The sequence below is a fragment of the Paenibacillus tritici genome (assembly GCF_018207515.1).
Lineage (GTDB): Bacteria > Bacillota > Bacilli > Paenibacillales > Paenibacillaceae > Paenibacillus_AQ > Paenibacillus_AQ tritici.
Genome location: NZ_CP073365.1, coordinates 3125721 through 3147713 on the forward strand (window position 1 = coordinate 3125721; position 21993 = coordinate 3147713).

The following is a 21993-nucleotide window of genomic DNA, read 5'->3' on the forward strand; positions in this document are numbered from 1 at the left end:
ATGCGAGATAGGCTTGTAAATGGGGCATGAAGGTAATGCCGGACAAGCTCAAAGAGAGAAGCATCTGAAGCAGTTGGATTTCCTCCATTTACTGCTGAAAGAATGGGCGATGTTGTAACAGCAGTTGGATAAACGGCACTTAAATTCTTCCATTTCATCCATTCCAGCTAAAACCAACCTGATTAGATGTTGTATTTCCACTTGCTTCCGATCATCGCACAGAAATGGAGAATTTAAGATACGTTTTTCCATTTGCTTGGTACAACAGGTATAACCGTTACAATGGTCTGCGAATGTCCCGGAACTCCGTCAAGCCAAGCAAACCCTGCATGTTTTACAACAAATCAATCTTTTCTTAGCCGAATGTAGAGGATTCCTGCACAAAGTGCAGCACTTCGGGTGCTGAGCGGCTGATCTGTAAGCATTTCCTGCAAAATATACAACAATCCCCGGTCTGATTCGATCCCCCGCCGGACATCCTGCATTTACTACAACAATTCCATTTCGATTAGCACCACTTCTAGCACTACTTCAAGCACTATTTCAAATCAAATCCCTATCCGCCAAATCGACAAGCGGCATACGTTAGCGATACAATGGAACCTATATCATATATAAGAACGAGGGAGGCGCGCATATGACGAAGCGGGTAGTTAATAATATCACGGAGCTGATCGGTGGAACGCCGGTGGTACGCTTGAACCGCGTGACCGGACCGGAGGATGCGGAGCTGTATGTGAAGCTGGAGATGTTCAATCCCAGCGGCAGCGTCAAGGACCGGGCAGCCTATAATCTGATCCTGCAGGCGGAGCTGGACGGACGGCTGCAGCCCGGCGGTACGATCATCGAGCCGACGAGCGGCAACACCGGCATCGGTCTGGCGATGAATGCGGCGGCGAAGGGGTATAAGGCAATTCTGATTATGCCGGATAATATGACGAAGGAACGGATCAATATTCTGAAGGCTTACGGTGCGGAAGTGGTGCTGACCCCGGCGGCGGAGCGGATGTCCGGCGCGATTGCCAAGGCGGTGGAGCTGGGGCGTGAGATTGCCGGGAGCTTCATCCCGCAGCAGTTCGAGAACCAGGCGAATCCGGACATTCACCGCACCACCACCGCTCCGGAGATTCTGGAGCAGATGGAGGGCCGGCTGGATGTCTTCGTCGCCACCTCCGGCACCGGCGGGACTATTACCGGCACCGGTGAGGCACTGCGGGAACAATTGCCCGAGCTTCGCATAGTCGTCGTGGAACCGCAGGGTTCACCGGTGTTGTCCGGCGGCCAGCCCGGACCGCATAAGCTGGTGGGAACCAGCCCCGGCTTCGTACCGGCGATTCTGAACACTAGCATCTACAATGAGATCGTGCAGGTATCCGACGAGAATGCCCTGGAGATGGTAAGAGTACTTGCCAGCACCGAAGGAATTCTGATCGGCCCTTCCGGCGGAGCAGCAGTCTGGACGGCATTGCAGGAAGCACGGCGCCAAGGCCGGGGCAAGCGGGTATTGTGTATTGCTCCTGATACTGGAGAACGATATCTCAGTATGGGGATTTTTGACTAAATTTCACTGGAGGTACGCTATGAATCAAGTGAAGGGCCGCAACCGGTACCGGGTCAGAGCGGCCGGAACCCTTATTCTTGCAGCAGCAGTTGTCTTAGTCTTCAGCCTATCCGGGTGTTCCAGGCCGGGCGGCAATGACGATACAAGCGGTGCAGAAGCTTCGGCCATGCCATCCCCTGCCGTGACGCAGCCCCCTTCACCTGCCGCCGGGCAGACGGATGCCCCGGAAGGGACGGAGCCTGCTGCAAGCGCCCCGGATTCCAGTCCGTCCGTACTGACGGCATTCATGGACCCTGACAAGCTGCAGCCTGTTTTCGGATTTGCCGACGAGACCGGGAGTCATATTCTTGTAACCAGGGAAGAGGAGGGGAATGAACAGCAGATGCAATCCCTGAATACAGCGATCGGCAACGGAGGCCAGGAGCTGGCCGTGAAGTTCGAGAAGTGGCAGGCGGGGAGTGAGGACAGCAACGGACGGGAGCTGGCGAATAATATTCCCCATCTGTCCGGTTATCTGTTCAAGGTTGAGGGTGGCTCGGCTGAACAGAATGAAACCTATTATCTGGCCGATTCTGCCCAGTTCCCTCAGGCTGCCTTGCTGGCGATTCAGCCCGCCGACCCGGCGGCTCCACAGCTTGCCCCTGAAGATCCTGTGCGACAAAGTATAGCGGCCGTGAAGCAGCGGAAGATTGAGTCGGTGTGGAAGCTGGCTGATCTGGGCCCGGACAGACGGCTCTATGTCGTCCAGTTCGTTAGAATGGATAAGGATATGCTCTTCAGCCTTGTGCTGGAGGAAGACGGGAAGCTCAGCTTCAAGGATTATCCCGCTGTGCTTCAGGACAATGAATATTCAGTCTGGCGGGTCGATGACGGCGGTGAGGTGATTCCGCAGATGTTCTCCTTGTTGTTCGCGGCGCAAGCAGCAGACGGATTGCTGATTGGGCTGAACTGGTGGGGAGCGGAGGGAGTAAGCAGCTTTTTCCTGTCCCAGGAAGGTGGTGGCTTCACAGAACTGAAGATCGAGTACAGCCGTTATATCTCTCCCTTGTAGAGCAGAGGGAACGGCAAGCAGACAAGGCTCCCCGTCACTTCTGGGTGACGGAGGAGCCTTGTCTGCTTGTCATATAAATACTCATTAAAGGGCGGATCAACAGATAGCCGAGCAGCCCGCCGAACGTATTCAGGAGCAGATCGTCCACATCCAAGGTTCCGATATAAAAGACTGACTGGGCCCCTTCCAGCACGGCGCTTAATGCGAAGGACCAGAGCAGCACACCGCTGAAGGAGCCGCTGCCTTTTCCAGTTGGGGACAAGAGCACCAGGAATATGCCAAAAGGTATAAACAAAGCGATATTTCCCGCGAAATTAACAAAGCTGTGAGGGGTGACATGGTGATAGGTGCTGGACAGCGTAGCAAGCGGCGTCAGGTTGCCTCTCTGCAGACTTCCTATAATGTTCTCCGGGCCGTGCTGGAGCTGCTGCCAGAGAAAGCTGAGATCAATCGAACCAAATTTGAACAAAATGATTTTGAACAGGATATAGATATATACGGCTAATAGTGCCTGTACACCGTACATTCTCCGATTATGTGCCGGGTTCATTCCGCATCACCGCTTTCTGCCGTCATAATCACACCGTCCATATTATCTCCAGAGAGCTCTATGTGTTGACCGGCAGGCACAGGAACCGGGGTATTTCCCTTGACCTCTATATAAGAGATCTGATAGTGGGTACCGTTAACGGTAGCGGTGATCGTCTGCTGCTGCTTAAGGAATTCGAGGTACTCTTCCAGGGTGAAATTCTTATCCCGCATAATAATGCTGTGCGGCAGCCCTACATAACGGAAATGCCAAGGCTCATACTGGATGCCGGTAATCTCTGTTTTATCTTCAGGATAGCGCAGAATGAAGCCGTAATCCCATGCGTTATCCCGCAGCCATTGGCCTTCAGGGGCCTGGCTCATGGACATCTGTGAGGAGCCGATGTCGAGCGACAAGCCTAGATTATGTTCGCTGTATCCGGGCGGCAGGGCGTAGTCAGCCCCTTTTTCCTCATAGAGCTGCTTCTGCTTCGCATTGTCCCTATAGCCGCTGCTAATCAGGAAATGGTTGATATCCTCCCCGGAAGCGGCCTGCACCATTTCGGCGAATTTCTCTGCCACTTGCCTGGAGAGCTGTGTTTTGTGGTCCAGCAGCCCGTACCCTGCGGTCAGCTCCTCATGATCCAACAGACTGACAATGTCCTGGCTGACGCCCGTTTCATGTACGGGATAATCCTTGTTGACCAGCAGCAAATCACCTTTGTAGATCTGGCCTTTGGGAATCAGCGTCAGATTCTTTGAACCTTTATCTGTAGAGACTTGCACGGTGCCGATGTTCAGTTCAGCCTTATCATTCTCCCGGTCCCGCGAAGCCCATTCATAACCGGCCAGCCCGACAATTACAATCACTAATAACCACTTCTTCATGTTATCTTCCTCCTTGGCTCTATGAATACAGCATAAGGGAGTGTGTTTAAAAAGAAGTGGGGTAAAGTTAAAGTTTTTCTTAAAAGATGTCCTTACTTGATCAGACCCGGCAGCCGCACCTCGAAAAGCGTACGGATGGTATCACTCTGGACGGAGATCGTCCCCTGATGCTGCTCTACGATATTCTTGGCAATGAACAGGCCCAGGCCGGTGCTGCCTTCCTGATGGGTCCGCGCCCGGTCGCCCGTATAGAACATATCGAATAGAAAAGGCAGGTCCTCCTCAGGAATCCTGTCTCCATAGTTGATAACCTGGACAACGACCTGATCTTCCTCCGGATGGCAGAGGATATCGACGTAACGGCCGTCTTTGCCATAACGCACCGCATTGGTCAACAGGTTCTCGAATACCCGGGCGAGCAGCTCCCCGTCCCCGGTAATCGAAAGGTGCGGGGTCAGCTCAAGGCGGGCCGTCAGCCCGTTGTTCTCCAGCACAGGATATAGCTCCTCGTTCAACTGGACCAGCAGCTTGCTCAGATCGAGCGGGAGCTGTTCCACGGTCATCATGCCGTAATTCATCCGGGTAATCTCAAACAGCTCATCGAGGAGCTTCTCCAGCCGCTGCGATTTGGTATAGGCAATTGTTGTGTAGTGTTTGACCTGTTCATCGGTTAATTGTCCGTCCTTCAGCACCAGATCCAGATAGCCGAGCACGGAGGTCAGCGGGGTCCGCAGATCATGCGCCAGATTAAGCACAAGCTTGTCCTTGCTGTTCTCAGCGAAATCCCCGCGTTCCACCGCTTCCTGGAGCTTATCCTTAGCCAGATTGAGATCGGCGGCAATATCCTCGAATTCATCATTGGATTGAATGCGGATGCGGCTCTTGAAGTCTCCGTTGGCCAACAGGCGGATATGCTGCGAGATTTCTTTGAAATACCGGGCATACGGCTTGGTGAACAGGAAGAAGAACAGCAGCGCCAGCGGGATGAAGAAGATCAGGAAGAAATTGAGGTCCCCGAAGTCGGCAATCAGATAGCGGAAGCGGGTCAGCTTGTCCTCGAACTTCACCTGGGAGGTATAATAGCTTTGCAGGATTTTATACAGTACATAAGTAACAATGCCGGAGCAGGCCATGCTCAGCACAAGCAGAAAGATCATTTTGAAGCGGAAGCTGCGAAAAAGGTTAGCCATTGAACGTATACCCTACCCCCCAGATCGTTTTGATCCACGTATTTTTGGTCTGCTCTTCCCCCAGCTTTTTGCGCAAGGTGCGGATATGTACCATCACAGTGTTCCCGCCTTCATAATAAGCCTCACCCCAGACCTGGCGGAACAGATGCTCTGCACTGAATACTTTTTTGGGGTAGCTGGCGAGCAGATACAGAATATCGAATTCCTTCGGCGTCAGCTCAACGGGATTCCCGTACAGCGTCACCGAGCGGCGGTCCGGATCAATCGTCAGTCCACCGGCTTCCACCACGGCCTTCTGCTCGGCAACCGGCTGATTCAGCTGCATGGAACGTCTAAGGTGCGCATTCACTCGGGCCACCAGCTCCATGGGGTTGAAGGGCTTGGTCATATAGTCGTCGGCGCCGATGACAAGTCCGGTGATTTTATCCAGATCCGAAGTCTTCGCGCTCAGAAAAATAATCGGCAGCCCATGCTGTTCACGGATCTGCCGGGTCACCTCATACCCGTCCAGCCCGGGCATCATGATATCCAGAATAGCCAGGTCGATATGCCTGGACTGGACCACCTGCACAGCCGCTGTGCCATTCGTAACCTTGATGGGATGATAGCCTTCCTTTTCCAAATGCAGTCCGATCAGATCGGCAATTTCCGCATCGTCATCGGCGACAAGAATCGTAATTCGTTTCATTTCATTATCTCTCCTGTAGTGTCAGCATGAAATTATCCTTGATTGTGCGTCAATCCTAGTGTAACCTATCGGATATTGTTTCGCTAACTGCTATGATAGTAAGACTAACATTTTAAATACTTAATTTCGTAACAATTACCTGCGGGTATAGCCCGAAAGAGTCATGCCGGAGCATGTCCGGGAATGATAAAGTAATCCATAGTAATTAGGGAGGGGACAGTGACGTATACCCGGATTAAAGTGCTCATCCTGCTGATTCCGACCGTGATGGTCGGCATATGGGAATGGGTGCGGCATCAGTTCCTGATGTCGTACATTTCCATGGACACGGGAAACTACTTAACACCTGTATTGGTTTTTATGTTCAGTATTATTCTGCTGCTGCCGCTCTTTCGGATCATGGAGCGGAACCAGCGGGAGCTGGAGCAGGAGCGGGCGGCAACAGGGGCGATGGAAGCGCGGGAGGCTCTGGCCAAGGAGCTGCATGACGGGATGGCGCAATCCCTGTTCCTGCTCTCCGTGCGGATTGACCGTCTGGAGCAGAGCCGTAAGGACGGCAGCGTCAGCGCGGACAGTGTGGATCAGATCAAGAAGACCGTCCATGAGGTCAACCGTTATGTTCGTCAGGCCATTGCCAATCTGAAGGTGCCGGTCAGCGGTGAAGAGAGCTTTTCGCTGGAGCGGTCCATTAAGGAGCAACTGGCCGGAATTGCCGGAGAAGTCATGATTGAGGTGTCGCTGGACTGGCATCTGGAGGAGCAGGCGCTGACGGCGGCGGAACAAGCGGAGCTGTTATCCTGTATCCGCGAAGCGATTATCAATGTGCGCAAGCATACACGTGCAGGCAGGGTGTCCGTGTCCGGACAGGGCAATGAACTCCATTGGACGGTGACCATTGCCGACAACGGTGCCGGGATTCAGCATGACGATCCTTTTGCGGTGATCGGGAGCTATGGCTTGCAGATTATGAGGGAACGGTCCCGCAGTATGGGCTGGAGGCTAGACATACAGTCAGGGAGTGACGGAACCACCGTGGAAATTGCCAAAGGAGGTGCGCAGAATGGAACGCTGCCGGGTACTGATCGTCGATGACCATGCACATGCACGGGAAGCGATGAGTGAGATTGTGGCGCTGGATGAACGGTTCGAAGTGATCGGCGCGGTTGCCAGCGGAGCGGAGGCCATCGTCTGGACCGGGCAATGGATGCCGGACCTGATCCTGATTGATATCGAAATGCCGGGAATGGATGGTCTGGAGACCACGCGCCGCATTAAGCTGGAATATCCGTATGTGAAGATCGTCATCGTCACTGTATCGGATGAGATCTCGTATTTGTTTGAAGCGCTCAAGCAGGGGGCTCAGGGGTATCTCCTGAAGAATCTGGCTCCGTCCACCTGGATTGAATATTTGCTGGCTATTGTAAGTGAGGAGGTGCCGCTGAGCCGGGAGCTGGCTTTTCAGATTCTCAAGGAGTTCGCTGTTACCTCCGTCAAGGAGGAGCGGGAGGCATTAACGGCGCGGGAGAAGGAGATACTGGGCTGTGTGTCTTCAGGGTCCACCAATAAAGAGATTGCGGCCACCCTCGGCATCTCCGAGCATACGGTCAAGAATCATCTTAAGAATATACTTCAAAAGCTTCAGCTTCAGAACCGCACGCAGCTTACCAGATACGCGATGGAGCAGGGGCTGGCTTCGCGGGAGCGGGATTTTCCGGGGAAAAGATAGAGCTTAAGATAGCGTAGACAGTCCCAATATCCATTATTAGAGAATAGGGGAGATTTCATTGAATAGAATGTTTCGCAAAATAGCAGCACTGGCTGCACCGGCAGCCGCAGCACTGATGCTGTTCGCCGCCGTGGCGAGTGCCCATGTAACCGTCAGTCCTGCACAGTCCGGTACGGGGGCTTGGGAGACGTATACACTGAAAGTACCGTCTGAAAAAGAAAGCGCCACCGTCCAGGTGGATCTGCGGATTCCGGCAGGCGCAGAGTTCAAGCAATACGAGGCCACACCCGGCTGGGAGGTAACGATTGAGGGGAATAAGGTGAGCTGGATTGCGAAGGATGGCGGCATTCAGGCCGGACAGTTCCAGCGCTTCTACTTCACAGCCAAGAACCCGGACTCCGCAGGCGATATCGCCTGGGATGCCTATCAGCACTATGCCGATGGCAGCCTCGTGCAATGGTCCGGCGAACCCGGCTCGGAATCCCCGCATTCCATCACCGCCATCGCTGAAGCCTCCGGCAGCGCCGATGGCGGTCACGGCCACGGTGCCGCAGACAAGGCTAGCAATGATACCATGACAATGGACGAGCATCAGGCCATTGTGGACAATGAAGGCGCCAGCACCGGCACCTCGCCGATGCTCTATATTACCCTCGGCATCTCGCTGGTGTCCTTCCTGCTGGCAGCAATAGCCTTGCTTCGGGGGCGGAAGGAGTAGGCGGAGTTTTGGAGTACAAAGAACCCCATACCGGATGGTGGGATTGTTCACCAACCGGCATGGGGTATTTTCCAGGGCTTAAACCAGAAAGTTGGTTGTCACAAAAAGCAAAAGTATCTGGTCCGAGACAGTTTATTATTTACAAATTGGATCTCTAGAAATACCTTGTCCGTGTTCATTACATCTAAATCTTTTACTGGCCCTTGCTACTTACATCCAGTGCACTTGATGATGTTATCTATGTTATCTAAAATGGATCTAAAGTTAGTAAAATCAATAGAGGAGTAGTTTTTTGAAATGTATTTGGAGAATATTTCTTTCCCATAGTATTTCGAAATATCATACTCATCCTTTTTTGTGAATTCTCTGCCTTCAATTTTATGCGAAATAACACTGTCCTCAAACAAGTCTTCTATATCACATTCGGATTTACCACCAATTAAAGGTATGGTTAAAAGATACAAGTTGTCAATAATGTTAATAAAGTATTTTTGTTTTAGATCCATCTTTGTTCTATCATCTGCTTTTGTATGATTAAGGAAGTTACCTATCGGTTTCTTATTCCCACTTTCGATTTCATTATCAAACATTAAAATTACAGGATTATTTGGTGATTTATTACTTGTTTTTTTGAAATAACTCAAATAGTTGATGTTAGACTTACTGGAAGCGAAGAAGTCATATATATTCTTTAATGCAGTACCGCCGTCCTGGAAAATACCCATAAAGTGTTTTAATCTTTTCGTTTTATTAAGAAAGGATACCTTGAATTCAAATTCTTCATTACTTTTTTTTATAATTAAACTAGGATAATCTTTATGGAGCTTTTTTAAAGCTGATTTTAAATAAACCACATCTGTTTTCCCTTCAGTTACAATCAGTGGCTTAGGGTTAGCGAAGAAATATTTATAAAATAGAAACTTTTGATATTGTCGTTCTCTTGAGCATAAGTGTTGGAAGTGATGTTTTTCTCCATCAATTTTATTATTATACCAGGTTAATTGATTAATAAATGAAAGTCTGCCTTCTAATTGTTTTAGAGTAGCGAGATTACCATTAATATTAAACTCACCATACTTATAGAGGTTATGAGCCATTGCCCTAGTCTCTTTATAATAAACGCTACTTACATTTATCTTCTTATTCACGACAAGTCCTGTAACGACTTGTTGTGAATCTTTATGTTGTAACCTGGTCTTTTTATCATTTATTTTAAATCCAGCACGATTGATCTCTTCAGATATTCTTTTATATAATTCAGTTTGCGACTCCAGAAAGGTTTTGTCATTGGTTGAAAATGTTAAATCATCTGCATAACGAGTGTAATCCAATCTATATTGTTTTGTAATTTTCAATATCCTGTGGTCTAGTATCTCGCAAATTAAGTTCGTAATTATAGGGGAACTAGGTGAACCTTGAGGTAAACTTCCTTCATAGCAAGATATTTGTGCTATAGCTGTAGCAACTTCTAGAGGTAGTGAAAAATGGTCATTTTTGTGAAAATATCCCCTGACACGTCCAAAGTGAAAACTATCAAAGAAGTCCTCTAAATCAATATTTAAAACAAAACGTTTATTTCGATGATTTTCAGCATTAGTTATTATGCCTTTGTCTATTTCAAAAGCATGCGAAATTTTCTCTAAACTCCCCCGCTGCTTCTTTTTCTTATGATTATATAGAGCCTCAGCAAGTTTTTTTTGAATATCCTTGAGTTCTTCCGATGGAGCATTAATTTTACGAGTGCCACCATTTTTCTTGTTGATCTCAAATGAAGAATATAAATTGTTAGTGCCTTTTACAAATAATATGTAGCTAAGTTTCTTCCTAGGGACTTTCAGGAAATCTGCGAGTCCATTACGTGTTTTTATATTATTAAATTCGCCCACATGAAACTCTCCCTAATCTCATAAGTACGTGCGGCTACTCCTTATGCGATGAAAACGCGATGATAAGAGATGACTATTACGGCTAATACTAATATGAGAGGAAGCAAACAATCCCACCATTTATGCCAACACTTGCGAAGCACAAGTGAAAAATCTAGCCGCACGTTTATAAAATTATATAGTAAATTTAAGCAAATTAAAACAAAATCTCTTTATTGATAAAATTAGCAGTGTGAGCCGTAATATATTTTACATAATTTTTTGCTTTTATTATGAGGAATGATACGTTTGAGAGGAGTAATAGATCTGACTTGGATTTCAGAGAGAAATAATGATGTTTGGTGATATAGTAATAAATTTTGACTATGGGAAGCGAATGCAACAGTAGCCTCCAGCAACTTCCCAGTTGGACTGATGAAGGCAAAATTCTACTTATTCGCTCCCAACTTTTTTTGCCGGTAAATTTTCAGAAGAGATCTGTGAAACATTTGTCAGACTTATTGTTATCTTCCGAACTAGTGAATGATTTCCTTGTTGCTGCATTAGGTGTCGAAGTGATGGTAGACTACGACACCGACACAAATAAGATGATGCGCAATAGCCACAATGTGCTTAAGTGGGTATTTGAACCATAAAAGGAGGCCCCCAAAATTTCCCTAACCCGACAACAACTTATCGAACTCGTCACCCGGATCGTTAACGCCGAAGGAACAGAGGCAGAGCTGGATCAATGGCTGGAGATCGTTGTGAGAAACGTGCCTCACCCTGGCGTGAGTGATCTGATCTTCTGGAATGAGCCGGAGCTGACGCCGGAGGAGATTATAGATGCTGCGTTAGTGTATCAGCCGATTGTGCTGTCGCCCCCAATGGAGAACTAGCGCTAGAACTGCCTTGCGATTGCTGATCGCGAGGTTTTTTTGTGTACTGCTCTATCGCAAATATCGTCAAATGAGAAAACGGTACGATAACAGATGACAATTTTCACACATAATCAACCGTTTTCTCTCACGGGACGGGTAGGACAGGTTTTATAATGAAAGCGTTATCAAAGTATGCTATGGGAGGTAGGAATCATGACTCGAAAACGTATCCGAAGACTAGGAATACTCGTCCTGCTGACAGCGATGTCAGGCTCTTTGTTTAACGTTGCTCCCGCTGTAACCCATGCCGCAGCCAGTGAAGACTACAGCTGGAACAGTGTGGTTACCGGGGCGGGCGGCGGTTTTGTGCCGGGGATTATTTTCAACCAGAGTGAACCGGATCTGATCTATGCGCGGACGGATATTGGCGGGGCTTACCGCTGGAATGAGACGAGCGGGAGCTGGATTCCGTTGAATGATACCGTCGGCTGGGTGGACTGGAACAAGAATGGTGTAGACGCGCTGGCTACCGATCCGGTTGATCCGGACAAGGTGTATATGGCAACCGGGACGTACACGAATTCCTGGGATGGCAATGGTCAAATTATGCGCTCCGACGACCGGGGGGATACCTGGCAATCCACGCCGCTTCCGTTCAAGGTGGGAGGTAATATGCCTGGACGTTCAGCCGGAGAACGGCTGGTGATTGACCCGAATAAGAACAGTATCCTGTTCTTCGGGGCGCGGAGCGGGAACGGTCTGTGGAAGAGTGTGGACTCCGGGGTGACCTGGTCCAAGGTTACCTCCTTCACTAACGTTGGGACGTATGTCCAGAATCCTGCGAATGAGTATCAGAGTGATATCGTGGGCCTGTCCTGGATTACTTTTGATAAAAGCACGGGCTCTGCTGGACAAGCTACCCAGACGATCTATGTCGGAGTCGCAGATACCGCCAAAAGTGTGTTCCGCAGCACAGATGGAGGTGCAACCTGGTCTGCGTTGCCGGGTCAGCCGGTAGGCTTGCTTCCGCATCATGGGGAGCTGTCCGCAACCGGCGATCTGTACCTTACCTACAGTGACGGGGTCGGGCCGTATGACGGACGCAAGGGCGAGGTCTGGAAATACAACACAACCAGCGGCGTCTGGAAAAACATCAGCCCGTCGACCGGAGCAGACAACTTCTACGGCTTCGGGGGACTTGCGCTGGATGCCCAGCATCCGAATACGCTTATGGTCGCCAGCCTCAATGCCTGGTGGCCGGACGAAGTGATCTTCCGCAGCAAGGACGGCGGGGAGACCTGGAGCCGGATCTGGGACTGGGGCAGTTATCCGGAACGTAATTATAAGTTCGAGATGGATATCACGGCGGCCCCGTGGCTTGATCACGGATTGACCTCAACTTCCCTTGATCCCGCGCCGAAGCTGGGCTGGATGATGGGGGATCTGGAGATTGACCCGTTCAACTCGGATCGGATGATGTACGGTACAGGTGCTACAATCTACGGTACGAATAATCTGGGGGCCTGGGATACCGGCGGCAAGGTTAAAATATCCGTGATGGCCAAGGGAGTAGAAGAGACTGCGGTGCTGGGGCTGATCAGCCCGCCAGCGGGTGCCCACTTGATTACCGCGCTTGGCGATGTATCCGGCTTCCGGTATGAGGATCTAACAGCGGCACCAGTCAAGTTCCAAACCAGCCCTTCCTGGGCCAGCACGAACAGTATCGATTATGCGGAGCTGGACCCGGCCTATGTTGTCCGCGTCGGCGGTGTGGACAAAGAGAAATATCCGAACGGTAAGTCGATTGGGATCTCGAATGACAACGGAAAAAACTGGTACATGCCGAATGCAGAACCCTCCAAAGGAGGCAGTACCACGGTAGGGCAGGGTCAGGTAGCTGTATCTGCCAGTGGGAATGCGCTTCTGTGGAGCACCTCGGATATCGGAGTCTTTTACTCCAAGTCAGGCGGCAACTCCTGGACAGCGAGCAGCGGAATTCCTGCCGGAGCGAAGATAGCATCCGACCGGGTGAATCCGAATAAATTCTATGGCTTCTATGAGGGCAAGCTCTATGTCAGTACAGATAGCGGAGCCGCCTTCACAGCTACGGCTGCGACCGGCTTGCCAGCTAATAACGAGAACGGCCTCCAGCCGGGCCAGGCGCAAGTAAGCCTGAAGGCCATGCCGGGCGTGGAAGGCGATATCTGGTTTGCCGGCGGACATCCGCAGGATAAGTATGGCATATGGCATTCTACAAACTCCGGGGCAAGCTTCACTAAGCTGGGCAATGTGGAAGAAGCGGACCTGATCGGGTTCGGAAAGGCCGCGCCGGGTGAGAATTATATGGCACTCTATACGGTAGCCCAGATTGATGGCGTTAGAGGAGTCTTCCGTTCGGATGACGCTGGAGCCAACTGGGTGTGGATTAATGATGATAATCATCAGTATGCCAGAATCAACATGGCGATTACAGGAGATCCGCGGATCTATGGACGCGTGTATCTGGGAACCAACGGACGCGGAACCTTATACGCTGACCCGGTGAACGCACCGGTTACAGGCGCTACCATTACGCCAGTCAGCGCGGGTTTTGACAAGAAGAGCGGGAATCAGAGCGATATCGAAGTGACGATGACGCTGAACGGGAACACCTTAACCTCTATTAAGAACGGAACGGCAACGTTAACAGCCGGAACGGATTACACGGTCACTGGTTCGGCAGTGACCATTCACAAGGCCTATCTGGCCGCGCAGGCTGTGGGTACAACCACGCTGAGCTTTCACTTCAGCGCCGGAGCCTCTAAGACCCTGGCGGTTACGGTAGTGGATACGTCCACAACAGCCACAGATTCAGCGATTACGCCAGTCAGCACGGGTTTTGACAAGAAGAGCGGGAATCAGAGCGACATCGAAGTGACGATGACGCTGAACGGGAACAACTTAACCTCTATCAAGAACGGAACGGCAACGTTAACAGCCGGAACGGATTACACCGTGAGCGGTTCGGCAGTGACGATTCACAAGGCCTATCTGGCCGCGCAGGCTGTGGGCACAACCACGCTGAGCTTCAACTTCAGCACCGGAGCCGCGAAGACCTTGGTGGTTACGATCGCAGATACGACAGCGCCAGCGGATGGCGGACTTAAAGTTCAGATGTACAATAGCAGCCAGGCGGCTGCGGTTAATGCGCTGAGCCCGCGGATTAAGCTGGTGAATATCGGAACGGCTGCGGTATCACTGGGGGATGTGAAGCTGAGATACTATTACACCATTGACGGCGAGCAGGCCCAGAGCTTCTTCTGTGACTGGTCACAGGTGGGAAGTGAGAATGTCACGGGAACGTTTGTGAAGCTTCCGGCTTCCTTGAGCGGAGCGGATTATTATATGGAGCTTGGCTTCAAGAGTGCCGCTGGCTCACTGGCCCCGGGAGCAAGCATAGATATTCAACTGCGTGCGTCCAAAGCGGATTGGAGCAATTATACCCAGACGGGGGATTATTCCTTCAATACGGCGGGTACGGCTTATGCAGATTGGGCCAAGCTTCCGGCTTATATCTCGGGCAGTCTCGTATGGGGCAACGAACCGTCTTAATCTGGATCACGGACCTTCAGCACCAGTGATCGTGTCATGCCTGATTGTTTAGTACAAAGAGCCGTCTGCCCATGAGATTGATCATGGGCAGACGGCTTTTTTTGTGAATAGATAGAATGGATGTATTTCACTCTGCATCAAGGGAACCTTCGTCCTCAAGCGGACCAATATAGATTGAATCCAGACAGAGAGGAGAGGGAGAGATGACCGAAGAAGAGCTTCACGATTGTCTGTACAGGCTGGGCAATGGAGATAATGAAGCCTTTACCTTACTACATAACAGTATCAGGCAGCAGGTGTACGGGACGGTCTGTCTGCTGGTTAACCGGCAGGCGGATGTGGCCGATGTCGTCAATGAAATCTACATCGAGCTGTTCCGCAGTCTACAGAAGTATGACGGCAAGCGGCCGTTCGGGGCATGGCTGAACGGAATGATCGTGAGACAATGCAGCAATTGGAAGCGGAGGAGCTGGCGCAGGCTGCGCATTGTTATCCGCAGCAGGGAGAACGCGTCAGAGGTATTGTTTCCGGGAGCAGACATATCGCTCCTGAAGCAGGAACAGCGCGGAGCACTGCTGGAGCTTGTAGCCGGACTGTCCCCCAAGCTGCGCAGTGTAATTGTACTGCGTTATTATGGGGAATGCAGCTTCGATGATATTGCATCCGCTCTGGATATTCCGCTGGGCACTGCGAAATCCAGGCATCACAAGGCGCTGCGCAAGCTGCGGCAGAACGCTGCACTTACAGAGGAAGAGGAGCTGAAGGGGGAATGGGCATGTCTGTCGAGGATCAACTGAAACGGGATTTTGACTTCTATAAACAAACGGCAATCGTACCGGAACAACTGGACAGGCGGTTATCTGCCAGCTTCGCACAATATTATAGCCAGGAGATAGCTAGCGGCTCCAAAAGGCCGGTGCGCGGAACCGTCCGGATCGCGCTCGTACTCTGCGGCCTGATGCTGTTCGGAGGTGTTGTTTATGGTGCAGAGAGGTTATGGGCCATCAGCTATGGTTCTACCGGGATTGAGGTGAATGTCCATCAGGGGATTATTGAAACAGCGGCATTTGGCAACAAGACCCGGCAGGTGATTGAAGAGATTCAGTCCCAGTTGGCGGTGAACGAATCGGCTATCCTGTATATTACTGAGCCTAACGTCGGTCATTCATTGCGTATGATCAACCGCCCGCAGGTGTTCACAGATATAGAGAGCTGGAAGAAGATCATGGAGCCGATCACGGGCACTTTGGCAGTACCGGGCAGATTACCCGAAGGGTATCATTTCTCCGAAGGGAGATCTGACAGCACAGTGGGGATCACAGATGGCTCCTGGGTGAAAAAATACACCAATGTACTCACAAAGCGACTACAGCCCGGTGAGCATTACGCCTGGATCAAGAGCTTCAATGTTCCCAATCTGCTGGCCGGAACCGTAAGCCCCGAGCTGGTATACCAAGGCCCTAAGGGGGAGGAGGACGCGATTACGGTTAGTTATTCCCCCCTTGGCCCTGAATCACAGCTTCAATCCGATGTTGGAGCCGATTCAACGGTTAAGCAGTTGAAGGTGGGTTCGGTAAAAGCATTGTATGTGGTGTCCCGGCAAGCTTATGAAGCAAGCAGCACCGGCTATTATGCGTATATCCGCTGGATTGAGCTACGGGAGAATGAGGATAAGAATATTCTGCACCAGGTGAGCACGGAATCGAAGGATGTATCCAGAGAGACTTTACTTACAATAGCTAAGGGGCTGCGTTAGGTCCGCATAACACATATAAACCTCTATTGTCGATTAATACATCAACAATAGAGGTTTATATTATTACCACTATACCCATGTTTCTTCTCAGACTCCTTATCCTATCCTTTGTACTCAGCCGGGTAGAAATCGTCCGAGGCGGCAGTTGATTTGCCTATCCTGCACATTAGATCTGCTCTATTTCATCCGCTGCCCACGATAGGAAGGGTTGTTAGACTTGTGAGCTTTAAGAAGCTCATACCGTTTCGTGTAGGGAGAGATAGATGGAAGCCTTTAATGTCAGGATCAAAGATATAGTCTCAGCCCTCAAGATTTCTTTGAGCTGATACCTGAATTATACCGTCCTGCGCGTGAATAGTAAAAAGTCAAAACGCTCAAATTTGTGCTTATTTGCTGCAGAATTTTAATGTAAGCGCTATTATTCTGCTGTTTCCTTAGTTTTTATAAAAATTCAAAAGGGATATCACTTGCTGTATAATTTACAAGATGATTACGTTACGGAAGGGGAAGAACGGAATGAGACTGTTTGGAATCAATCTTGCGGAGACCGGCAGCGAAGGGCTGAAGTCTTTTCTGGAGGATAATTATATCACTGCGGGTTATCCCGGCCTCGGTGATCTGGAGAATAACAGCAGGGAAGAGATATGCAGCAAGCTGATGGCGGCCGCTTACCATGGGCAGGAGCTGGAGCAAGCACTGGGAAGCCTGGACTGCTTCGTAAATGCAATGCAGGATGGGGACTATGTGCTGATGGCAGATGAAGAGTGGGTGTATCTCGGGGACCTGGGCGATTATTTCTATGATGCCCGGCTTGACAGAAGCGAGGACGGAACAGTCCACCGGCGGGGAGTAACCTGGCTGAAGAGTCTGCCCCGTGCTGCGGTCAACCCGGCTGTAACAGAGCTGCTTGCAGCTGACGGCAGGGTCACGGAGTATTCCGGAGTGCTCCCCGCAGCCAGAATAGATCTGTGGTTCGGGGAGCAGGGTGCGGATGGCGGGAGTGCCGCCGGTACCGGCCCGGTTCAGGTGGATGAGGCCACAGTATCGAAGGCACTGGCTATTCTTACAGCAGCCCTGCACAGTCCGGATGTGGAGCGGCAGGAGCGCGCGGCAGTGGCTATTCTGCAATATGCCAAATGAATGATTTCAAAAAGGGTCTTTCCGGCTGAAACGCCGGAAAGACCCTTTTATATCCTATGCCAGGTTTAGATGAATTCAACGAACTCATTCACAGGCTTGCGATAACCGCGCGGTCTGATCTTCTGCTGGTTGTCTTTGCCGATGGTGATCAGCATCACCGGAACCAGATGGTCGGCGAGACCGAGGGAGGCCTTCACCGCATCTGGATCGAAGCCGATCATAGGGCAGGTATCCCAGCCCTTATCCTTGGCAATCAGCATGAACTGCATGGCTGACAGAGAGGCGTTGCGGATTGCTTCATCGCGCTGAAAAGCATCATTACCGGTATAAGAGCCGTTGATGGCTTGGATCGTCTGATCATAAGCCTCTTCGCTAATGGCGCCCAGCAGCTTAAGTCCGCTATAGATTTCGGGCGCCTGCAGATAAGCATTCTTATCACCCAGGACAACGATAACAGCGGAAGCGGTATGGATTTTGTATTGGCCGTAGGCGGCATTGCGGATTTCTTCCTTCACCGTATCGTCGCTGATGACTTTGTAGTGGGTATGCTGCAGGTTAAAGGCTGAGGGGGCCAGGCGGGCCAGCGAGAACATCTCTTCGAGTTCACTTTGCGGAATCTTGACCCCTTCCACGAAATTATTGGCCGATCTGCGGGACTGCACCAATTCGGAAAAAGCACTCATTATTCATTACCTCCATCGTAATATGTATGCTGCTTAGTTATAATCAATTGCTGATATATTTAAATGTACTTACATTAAGTTACTTGCTTAAGATATCACGACTATTCCCATCCGTCAATGAGAAAACACAATAAATTTATAAATTCTGTTCAAATTGCCGATTGCGATAGATAAACGAAGAAAAGAAGTGATTATTATCACATAATTAGGCTATAAAGCCAAAAAGATTGTGACATTTATAACAAACACAGTGTTATAATAGTCACATAGTTTCATTGGATGAAATTTCACCAGCAATACCATCGTAAAGGAGACTTTGATATGTCAGAAACCGTTACTCAAACCCCACTTGAGCAAGAAAAACCAGCAGCAGCCCTCCCCAGAGAGGATATTCTGCAAGAGCTTTTGAAGCCGGAGGTTCAGCAATCTCTGATTCTTCTGGTCGAGCAGCTTCCGCAGATTACTCAACTCGTCAGCACATTGAGCAAATCGCTGGACTTCGTGCAGTCGGTTGCCACAGATGAAGTATTGAAGAATGATACAGTAGGTGCAATCCAGGAGATGGCGGGTCCTGTGGTTGGCACGGTCAAGAACCTGGCGGCTACCGCCATTGAAGCGAAGGACCGCGCGGATGCAAGCACAGAAACAATCAGCCTGTTCGGGATGATGAAGATGATCAAGGACCCGCAGGTGCAGAAGGCGCTCCGGTTCATGAATGCTTATCTGCAGGTCAGCGGCGAACGTCAATCCGGTAAATAATCTGTTCAACTCTTAATTGTAAGGATGGAGGAATTCTCATGTCAAAACATATCGTTATCCTAGGTGCAGGTTACGGCGGCCTGTTGAGTGCACTAACCGTACGTAAATATATGAGTAAAGCTGAAGCCAGAGTTACTGTAGTCAATCAATATCCTACGCACCAGATTATTACGGAATTGCACCGGCTTGCTGCGGGCAGTGCGTCGGAACAGGCGGTGGCGATGCCGCTTGCTAAGCTGTTTGCCGGTAAGGACATCGACCTGAAGATTGCCAAGGTCAATTCCTTCTCCGTGGAGAACAAGCAAGTCATCCTCTCGGACGGCGTGATGTTGACTTATGACGCACTGGTGGTCGGACTCGGCAGCACGACAGCCTACTTCGGTATTCCCGGACTAGAGGAGCACAGCATGGTTCTGAAATCAGCAGCGGATGCGCTCAAGATTCATGCACATATTGAAGACCGGATTCGCCAGTATGCTGCAACCCGCAACGTCGCGGATGCCACTATTCTTATCGGCGGCGGCGGTCTGACAGGAGTAGAGCTGGTAGGTGAGATTGCTGACGTACTGCCTAAGCTGACTAAAAAGTACGGAGTCGATCCAAAAGAAATCCGGCTCCTGCTCGTTGAAGCCGGTCCTAAGATCCTGCCGGTGCTGCCGGATCATCTGATTGAGCGCGCTACAGCCAGCCTGGAGAAACGTGGCGTTCAGTTCCTGACCGGTCTTCCCGTTACCAATGTGGCCGGCAATACCATTGACCTGAAGGATGGTCAGCAGATCGTGGCGAATACCTTCGTCTGGACGGGCGGCGTACAGGGGAATCCGCTGGTCGGCGAATCCGGACTTGAAGTGAACCGCGGCCGGGCAACGGTGAATGAGTTCCTGCAGTCCACTTCACACCAGAATGTATTTGTAGCCGGCGACAGTGCGGTATACTTCGCGCCGGACGGCCGCCCATATCCGCCAACCGCACAAATTGCCTGGCAGATGGGTGAACTGATCGGCTACAATCTGTTTGCTTATCTGAATGATAAAGCTCCGGAAGCCTTCAGCCCGGTCAATTCCGGCACACTTGCCAGTCTGGGACGCAAGGACGGGGTAGCCATTGTCGGCGGTAACTCCACCCCGCTGAAGGGGATGCCGGCTACGCTGATGAAGGAAGCCAGCAATATCCGTTATTTGACCCATATTCACGGGTTGTTCAGTCTGGCTTATTGATCTCTTATTAATTGTTATCCCCCTCTCGCCTTGAACTGGCGCGGAGGGGGATTTTTTTGCAAGGAAAAATATACAATGAAAACGTGTTCGCAGGAAAGCCTATTTGCTATAATGATCATGTTTATACTATTAAGAGGTGTTCATAGGAGGATTTAGGCATGCCATTTCAAAAGAACGATATCATCTTGTTCCAGGGGGATAGTATCACGGATTGCGGACGTAATTACGCTGACGCTGCATCGCTGGGTGTAGGTTACGCGCTGATGGCGGGCGCCCGTCTGGGGCTGCAGTATCCGGAGAAGAACCTTACGTTCATCAACCGGGGGATCAGCGGCAACCGTGCAGTGGATCTGCAGGAGCGCTGGGGTAGGGATTGTCTGGAGCTGAAGCCGACCTGGGCATCCATTTATATTGGAGTCAATGATACTTGGCGGCGGTATGATTCCGGGCAGGAGACAACAGCGGCTGAATTCGAGGCCTCCTACCGCGACCTGATTGAACGCACGAAGCAGCATCTGGATGCCAGGCTGGTGCTGGTTGAGCCGTTCGTATTGCCGGTGCCGGAAGACCGCAAGGGCTGGCGCCAGGATCTGGACCCGAAAATTCATGTAGTGCGTGAGCTGGCCCGTGAATATGGCGCTGTGCTCGTACCGCTGGACGGCTTGTTCGCAGCGGCTTCCGTTAAGGCTGAGCCTGCCTTCTGGGCTGGCGACGGTGTCCATCCTTCGCCTGCCGGACATGCGCTGATCGCAGATGCCTGGATGAGAGCAGTAGGAGCTATAAGCTAAAGTGGAATAGCGGGAGAACTGCTACATATCGAAATTGCCGCACAACCGGTTCCTGCGAATAGGGGACCGGTTGTTGTTATCTGTCCGGGGGTTCATTTCACTCTGCGTAATAAGACTGTTATACTTGTATCATACATAAGAATCGGCGGAACCATTGGCAGCGGAGCTGCACAGGATGAAGAAGCCCGGAAATACGAGAGGAATGTGAACAGGAATGACGAGCGAGACGCTCCAGGATATGCAAGGACTGAAGGCAGCCGGTAAAGTAGTAGGCCATACCATCGCAGAGATGAAGAAGAGTGTAGTCCCCGGAATGACGACTGCGGAGCTGGATGAAGTAGGGGCGAAGATTCTGAACCATTTTGGCGCAAAATCAGCTCCAAAGGTGACATACAATTTCCCCGGAACCACCTGTATCAGTGTGAATGAAGAGGTGGCCCATGGAATTCCGGGACAACGGGTGATTCAGGCCGGGGATCTGATCAATATTGATGTCTCAGCCGAGCTGAACGGTTATTACGGCGATGCCGGAGTATCCTTCCAGCTCCCTCCTTATAATGAGAAGCTGATTCATCTCTGCCGGAGCACGGAAGAAACAATGATGAGTGTGATTAATCATCTCAGAGCGGGAATGAAGGTTAACGAGATCGGCCGGGTGATGGAGTCGGAAGCACGGAGACGCGGCTATAAGGTGGTGCGTAATCTGTGCAGCCATGGCATCGGCAAGGCCTTGCATGAGAAGCCTTTTGAAATTCTGCCCTTTTATAATCCGCGGGTGACCACAGTTCTGAAAGAAGGCCAGGTCATTACGATAGAGCCGTTTCTGTCCACGGGCGCTGACTTTGTAGAACAGCAGTCGGATGGATGGACGCTCAGTGTGGCCGATAACAGCCGGGTGGCCCAGTATGAACATACGATTGTGGTAACCAAGGGCAAGCCTATTATTCTGACCAGCGCCTGAGG

General features: G+C 50.7%; 21 protein-coding genes. 15 read left to right on the forward strand and 6 right to left on the reverse strand.

What is annotated here, in order from left to right:
• Positions 1-637 precede the first annotated feature (637 nt).
• Together cysK and KDC22_RS13005 are read left to right on the forward strand one after the other, a co-directional pair.
• Positions 638-1561 (forward strand): cysteine synthase A, encoded by a 924-nt coding sequence (gene cysK / locus KDC22_RS13000; RefSeq protein WP_211723329.1) that lies wholly within the window; start codon positions 638-640, stop codon positions 1559-1561.
• A 19-nt stretch (positions 1562-1580) separates the two neighbouring features.
• Entirely contained in the window at positions 1581-2612 is a 1032-nt protein-coding gene (locus KDC22_RS13005) for a hypothetical protein (RefSeq protein WP_211723330.1), read from the forward strand.
• A gap of 34 nt (positions 2613-2646) precedes the next feature.
• On the opposite strand, the gene KDC22_RS13010 is transcribed toward KDC22_RS13005, so the two are convergent.
• The 4 genes from KDC22_RS13010 to KDC22_RS13025 form a co-directional block, all read right to left on the reverse strand.
• Entirely contained in the window at positions 2647-3138 is a 492-nt protein-coding gene (locus tag KDC22_RS13010) for a VanZ family protein (RefSeq protein ID WP_211723331.1), read from the reverse strand.
• A gap of 20 nt (positions 3139-3158) precedes the next feature.
• Positions 3159-4028 carry a M15 family metallopeptidase gene (locus KDC22_RS13015; protein WP_211723332.1) on the reverse strand — a complete coding sequence of 290 codons (870 nt, stop codon included), beginning with the start codon at positions 4026-4028 and terminating at the stop codon, positions 3159-3161.
• Between the two features lie 92 nt (positions 4029-4120).
• Entirely contained in the window at positions 4121-5218 is a 1098-nt protein-coding gene (locus tag KDC22_RS13020) for a sensor histidine kinase (protein WP_211723333.1), read from the reverse strand.
• Positions 5211-5906, reverse strand: a complete 696-nt coding sequence (locus KDC22_RS13025; protein ID WP_211723334.1) for a response regulator transcription factor — start codon at positions 5904-5906, stop codon at positions 5211-5213. Before KDC22_RS13025 ends, KDC22_RS13020 begins: the two co-directional genes overlap by 8 nt.
• A 219-nt stretch (positions 5907-6125) precedes the next feature.
• Between KDC22_RS13025 and KDC22_RS13030 the strand changes: the two genes are divergently transcribed.
• From KDC22_RS13030 to KDC22_RS13045, 4 genes are all read left to right on the forward strand, one after another.
• A complete protein-coding gene (locus KDC22_RS13030) occupies positions 6126-6998 on the forward strand; it encodes a sensor histidine kinase (RefSeq protein ID WP_173125986.1) in 873 nt (290 codons plus the stop codon).
• Positions 6967-7632 (forward strand): response regulator, encoded by a 666-nt coding sequence (locus KDC22_RS13035; protein ID WP_039297122.1) that lies wholly within the window; start codon positions 6967-6969, stop codon positions 7630-7632. Before KDC22_RS13030 ends, KDC22_RS13035 begins: the two co-directional genes overlap by 32 nt.
• A gap of 67 nt (positions 7633-7699) precedes the next feature.
• Positions 7700-8350: a DUF1775 domain-containing protein gene (locus tag KDC22_RS13040; protein WP_211724029.1), complete on the forward strand. Its 651-nt coding sequence runs from the start codon at positions 7700-7702 to the stop codon at positions 8348-8350.
• An 8-nt stretch (positions 8351-8358) separates the two neighbouring features.
• A complete protein-coding gene (locus KDC22_RS13045) occupies positions 8359-8508 on the forward strand; it encodes a hypothetical protein (protein WP_211723335.1) in 150 nt (49 codons plus the stop codon).
• A gap of 48 nt (positions 8509-8556) precedes the next feature.
• Here KDC22_RS13045 and KDC22_RS13050 read toward each other — a convergent pair whose 3' ends face one another.
• Positions 8557-10236: a retron Ec67 family RNA-directed DNA polymerase/endonuclease gene (locus KDC22_RS13050; protein ID WP_211723336.1), complete on the reverse strand. Its 1680-nt coding sequence runs from the start codon at positions 10234-10236 to the stop codon at positions 8557-8559.
• A 650-nt stretch (positions 10237-10886) separates the two neighbouring features.
• Between KDC22_RS13050 and KDC22_RS34035 the strand changes: the two genes are divergently transcribed.
• The 5 genes from KDC22_RS34035 to KDC22_RS13075 all read left to right on the forward strand — a co-directional run bounded on the left by KDC22_RS34035 (position 10887) and on the right by KDC22_RS13075 (position 17583).
• Positions 10887-11114, forward strand: coding sequence for a bacteriocin immunity protein (locus tag KDC22_RS34035; RefSeq protein WP_211724030.1), 228 nt, complete (start codon positions 10887-10889; stop codon positions 11112-11114).
• A gap of 195 nt (positions 11115-11309) precedes the next feature.
• Positions 11310-14687, forward strand: coding sequence for a X2-like carbohydrate binding domain-containing protein (locus KDC22_RS13060; protein WP_211723337.1), 3378 nt, complete (start codon positions 11310-11312; stop codon positions 14685-14687).
• A gap of 203 nt (positions 14688-14890) precedes the next feature.
• Complete coding sequence (locus tag KDC22_RS13065; protein WP_211723338.1) at positions 14891-15484, forward strand: sigma-70 family RNA polymerase sigma factor; 594 nt, start codon at positions 14891-14893, stop codon at positions 15482-15484.
• On the forward strand, positions 15463-16443 hold the full coding sequence (locus KDC22_RS13070) for a hypothetical protein (protein WP_211723339.1): 981 nt from the start codon (positions 15463-15465) through the stop codon (positions 16441-16443). The genes KDC22_RS13065 and KDC22_RS13070 overlap by 22 nt, the downstream gene beginning before the upstream one ends.
• Before the next feature lie 486 nt (positions 16444-16929).
• Positions 16930-17583: a hypothetical protein gene (locus KDC22_RS13075; RefSeq protein WP_211723340.1), complete on the forward strand. Its 654-nt coding sequence runs from the start codon at positions 16930-16932 to the stop codon at positions 17581-17583.
• Between the two features lie 65 nt (positions 17584-17648).
• Here the strand turns inward: KDC22_RS13075 and KDC22_RS13080 are convergent, their stop codons facing one another.
• Positions 17649-18266, reverse strand: a complete 618-nt coding sequence (locus KDC22_RS13080) for a nitroreductase family protein (protein ID WP_211723341.1) — start codon at positions 18264-18266, stop codon at positions 17649-17651.
• A gap of 321 nt (positions 18267-18587) precedes the next feature.
• Here KDC22_RS13080 and KDC22_RS13085 point away from each other — a divergent pair, with 321 nt between their 5' ends.
• The 4 genes from KDC22_RS13085 (at position 18588) to map (ending at position 21991) form a co-directional block, all read left to right on the forward strand.
• Positions 18588-19025 (forward strand): DUF1641 domain-containing protein, encoded by a 438-nt coding sequence (locus tag KDC22_RS13085; protein WP_211723342.1) that lies wholly within the window; start codon positions 18588-18590, stop codon positions 19023-19025.
• Between the two features lie 38 nt (positions 19026-19063).
• Positions 19064-20242: an NAD(P)/FAD-dependent oxidoreductase gene (locus KDC22_RS13090; protein WP_211723343.1), complete on the forward strand. Its 1179-nt coding sequence runs from the start codon at positions 19064-19066 to the stop codon at positions 20240-20242.
• Positions 20243-20400: 158 nt separating this feature from the next.
• Positions 20401-21030 (forward strand): SGNH/GDSL hydrolase family protein, encoded by a 630-nt coding sequence (locus tag KDC22_RS13095; protein ID WP_211723344.1) that lies wholly within the window; start codon positions 20401-20403, stop codon positions 21028-21030.
• 214 nt (positions 21031-21244) lie between these two features.
• A complete protein-coding gene (map, locus tag KDC22_RS13100) occupies positions 21245-21991 on the forward strand; it encodes a type I methionyl aminopeptidase (protein WP_211723345.1) in 747 nt (248 codons plus the stop codon).
• Positions 21992-21993: the final 2 nt, after the last annotated feature.

Coding starts and splice junctions, on each gene's coding strand:
- cysK (WP_211723329.1), top strand. CDS start 638: ATGACGAAGCGGGTAGTTAATAATATCACGGAGCTGATCGGTGGAACG.
- KDC22_RS13085 (WP_211723342.1), top strand. CDS start 18,588: ATGTCAGAAACCGTTACTCAAACCCCACTTGAGCAAGAAAAACCAGCA.
- map (WP_211723345.1), top strand. CDS start 21,245: ATGACGAGCGAGACGCTCCAGGATATGCAAGGACTGAAGGCAGCCGGT.
- KDC22_RS13080 (WP_211723341.1), bottom strand. CDS start 18,266: ATGAGTGCTTTTTCCGAATTGGTGCAGTCCCGCAGATCGGCCAATAAT.
- KDC22_RS13035 (WP_039297122.1), top strand. CDS start 6,967: ATGGAACGCTGCCGGGTACTGATCGTCGATGACCATGCACATGCACGG.
- KDC22_RS13095 (WP_211723344.1), top strand. CDS start 20,401: ATGCCATTTCAAAAGAACGATATCATCTTGTTCCAGGGGGATAGTATC.
- KDC22_RS13015 (WP_211723332.1), bottom strand. CDS start 4,028: ATGAAGAAGTGGTTATTAGTGATTGTAATTGTCGGGCTGGCCGGTTAT.
- KDC22_RS13010 (WP_211723331.1), bottom strand. CDS start 3,138: ATGTACGGTGTACAGGCACTATTAGCCGTATATATCTATATCCTGTTC.
- KDC22_RS13005 (WP_211723330.1), top strand. CDS start 1,581: ATGAATCAAGTGAAGGGCCGCAACCGGTACCGGGTCAGAGCGGCCGGA.
- KDC22_RS13020 (WP_211723333.1), bottom strand. CDS start 5,218: ATGGCTAACCTTTTTCGCAGCTTCCGCTTCAAAATGATCTTTCTGCTT.
- KDC22_RS13040 (WP_211724029.1), top strand. CDS start 7,700: ATGTTTCGCAAAATAGCAGCACTGGCTGCACCGGCAGCCGCAGCACTG.
- KDC22_RS13090 (WP_211723343.1), top strand. CDS start 19,064: ATGTCAAAACATATCGTTATCCTAGGTGCAGGTTACGGCGGCCTGTTG.
- KDC22_RS13060 (WP_211723337.1), top strand. CDS start 11,310: ATGACTCGAAAACGTATCCGAAGACTAGGAATACTCGTCCTGCTGACA.
- KDC22_RS13075 (WP_211723340.1), top strand. CDS start 16,930: ATGATTACGTTACGGAAGGGGAAGAACGGAATGAGACTGTTTGGAATC.
- KDC22_RS13065 (WP_211723338.1), top strand. CDS start 14,891: ATGACCGAAGAAGAGCTTCACGATTGTCTGTACAGGCTGGGCAATGGA.
- KDC22_RS13070 (WP_211723339.1), top strand. CDS start 15,463: ATGTCTGTCGAGGATCAACTGAAACGGGATTTTGACTTCTATAAACAA.
- KDC22_RS13025 (WP_211723334.1), bottom strand. CDS start 5,906: ATGAAACGAATTACGATTCTTGTCGCCGATGACGATGCGGAAATTGCC.